Annotated in this window: 2 protein-coding genes; both read right to left on the bottom strand. The window is 44.5% G+C overall.

Going from position 1 to position 3,054, the window contains the following annotated elements; all coding sequences use genetic code 11:
• Positions 1–66 precede the first annotated feature (66 nt).
• Positions 67–972, bottom strand: a complete 906-nt coding sequence (locus DXA87_RS17575) for a PepSY domain-containing protein (protein ID WP_158553106.1) — start codon at positions 970–972, stop codon at positions 67–69.
• Positions 973–1,264: 292 nt separating this feature from the next.
• Entirely contained in the window at positions 1,265–2,098 is an 834-nt protein-coding gene (locus DXA87_RS17570) for a replication initiator protein A (RefSeq protein ID WP_242990737.1), read from the bottom strand.
• Positions 2,099–3,054: the final 956 nt, after the last annotated feature.

The following is a 3,054-nucleotide window of genomic DNA, read 5'->3' as shown; positions in this document are numbered from 1 at the left end:
AGCCACTTTCACGGCTGATCCGTGAATAATCTAGGATAATCTTTGTACGCAACTACTTCTCCTGTCTTAACGGACCTTCTCAGCATCCCACTCCATTACGGATCCGGTCGCTGCATCAATCGTGAATTCGTATTCCGTTCCACCGTAGATGATCTTTCCTTCATATTCCGGGTGTCCGTCTTCATAATCAAGCTTCCATTCGTAGAGATTCTTGTCTGTTGCACCGCTTACACGGTCAAGGGCTGTTTTCTTTGCATCTGCCTCACTGACCGTAACGTTCCTGCTGTCTGCTCCCATCGTTTTTTCTTCATATGCGGAGCTGATGATCTCTCCGGTGTCTGCCGCAATCTCATAGTCATACTTGGCACCGCCTGCATACCATTCAATGTCATATACCTGACGTCCGTCTTCATAATCAAGCTTTGACTTGGTGATCGTTGCGTCCGCTGCCTTCACTCCGGCATGCTCCAGTGCGATCTTCTGTGCTGCTGCTTCATCCACGGTTCCGGTACCTGTTGCATTCTGTGCCGGTGCAGCGGCTGAGGTCTGTGCCTGGGCTGAGGCTGAACCTGAGGTCTGTGCCGGAGCCGAGGCAGCGGGGTCTGCCGTTTCCGTCTGCGTCCCGGAAGTCTGTGCATTCTGTTCCTGGCTGCTCATTTCCATGACAGCTCCTGTCTGTGCATTGATCGTGTAGGAGTAGGCATACTCTCCGGAAGTAAATTCCACCTTATAGCAGGCCACTCCCGCCACCTCACTTAAGGTCGTGGCTGAAATGTCTGCATCTGCCGCTTCAATATCCGCTGCTTTTAACGCCGCTTCCTGTGCCTCCTCCATAGGGATCATCTGTGTCTGCTCCTTCGTCTGCTCCTGGCTGCTTTGCTGCGGAATACTGGCTGCCGCATTATCTCTGCATCCGGTCAAGGTCATTGCAAGTGCAAATGCCGCTCCGGTAAAAATCCATTTCTTTCTCATACTCTTTCTTATCCTTCCTATCAGATTGGAATGAGTAAAGTGTAGCCGATATCCTGCCAGATTACAAGTGAAATTTTTGTGTACAGGGTATATTTGTAAAAATCTAACAAATATAGTAACACTTGCAATACCGTAAATTGCGCCGCCCATGCCTCTTTTTACAGATTCCCTGATTGTCTCCATTTTGTATAACAAAAGGCAGCCCACTATGGACTACCCTGATAAAAATAAAAAGCAGCAAATCATTTGCTATGTGTAGTGATATTCTATGGAATCAGTACTGTGTATTCATTTATAGAAGCGGATTCCTATCAAAATATATACCAAGATTACTGTTTCTCTCCAGTGAATGTCTTTCTTCTTTAATGTACCTCCAGGACATAACATATCGAATGTGTTCGACATTCAGTTTCATAAACCGACTGCGGACAATTTCTGCTGGACGTTCCTCTGCACCAATGCGAATCAATGGTCGCTTCGTGCAAACTGTTTCAACGATCAACTCCAGAATGTTATCCAACATTTCGGAATCGTAAGGGTAATCCTTCTTCAACAAATCAATACTGAGCTGATCCGAGAAATAATCAAAGTATTCTTGATACCGGTCATTCTCGTCCATCATTCCACCATTTCCGGAAGGAAAGATAGAATCAGTATCACTAAATTCAGTATTTTTAATATCAGTATTATTACATTGTGATTTCGGAAGTTCTTGAGTTGTGATTTCCATTGTTCCAGAATTGTGATTTTCACAATTCAAGAGTTGTGAATCCACAGCAGAGATAAAGTTCTTCACATAGATCAGGTTGGGCTTTCCCAAACCCTGGCGCTTACGTTCAATCAATCCTGCTTTCTTCTCAAGTTCACTGAGCAGCTTGATAGCCTTTTGTTCAGCACAGTTCAGAGCCATCTTCGCTTCGTCGATTGTAAAAATGATATACACTCGACCGTTTTGATCGATCCAACCATTCTTGGCAGACAGGCTCATGCGGTCAAGCAAAATGCCATACAGCATCTTGGCATCGGCAGAAATATTCCAAAACCTCTCGTTCGTGAACAACACCTTCGGAACTCGATAGAATGTGAATAGCTCGGATTGCTGACCGTAAAAATAATCAAAACTCACACGGCTTCACCACTTTCTTTCTGCGGAAAACTTTCTGTTGTCAGTAGAACGCTGCAGAAAGTCGTATCCGTCTTTTCGTGAGGACATCGGGCAAAATAGCAGAAGCGGTATTCCTGTTCATACGCATCCATATCAACGAAGCCCCACTTCACGCATAACCTTCTTCGTACACCAGCCAATGCACGGGTGATCTCGCCCATAGGGACAGTCATCACATTCCGACTTGGATTTCGGTGGCAAAGAGATTAAGTAGTAGCAATTATTTCTACCCAGACGGCAACCCTTTCTGCCATTCGTCCAGTAGTAGCAGTAATGGCAATCGCTCGGCTTGTCTGCGGCATAAACAGGCTTGCTCAAATAAAACACCTCCAATCTCTTGTATTTGCCCATGGTTTTGGGCATAAAAAAAGAGCGCCTATCCATCCCCAATGCGGGGCAAATAGACGCTCTATGTAGATAACGATATTCAATTTTATCTGCTATAACTGCATGGTACTCAAAACATCCGCCTTTTTTGATTAGCTGGATTTTTGGCACGATTTTGGGGCTGATTAGCAGGAAGGGTATTTTCATTAGCAAGAACAGCCTGTTTTCTGCTAAAAATTAGCTGGCGATTTTGTCTTATAACAACCGTTCGATTCTGGAGGGCTTGTCAAAAATCAAATTTTGGAGTAGAATTCTATCCCATACAGTGAAAGAGCTTTTTCGTGCCTTTTCATATAAGAAAAGCCGAAAACCCTTGAAAACAAAGGCTTTCGGCGTTGTTCACTGGCGTCCATAAGAGGATTTGAACCTCCGACCCCACGCTTAGGAGATGGACCCAGTGCATATATTCCCTATCAACAGGGATAAAGAAAATGCAGTTATATCAAGGCTTTTCTCCATGTTCTCTATAAACCTTGTACAAGCAAAATCAAGCAATGAAGTGCTATACTAACGTTGTAACAGTAGTGGCT

The sequence above is a fragment of the Desulfotomaculum sp. OF05-3 genome (genome assembly GCF_003435535.1).
GTDB classification, from domain to species: domain Bacteria; phylum Bacillota; class Clostridia; order Lachnospirales; family Lachnospiraceae; genus Pilosibacter; species Pilosibacter fragilis.
The sequence above is the reverse complement of the archived record's forward strand: the minus strand, read 5'-3'. Positions and strand labels throughout refer to the sequence as shown.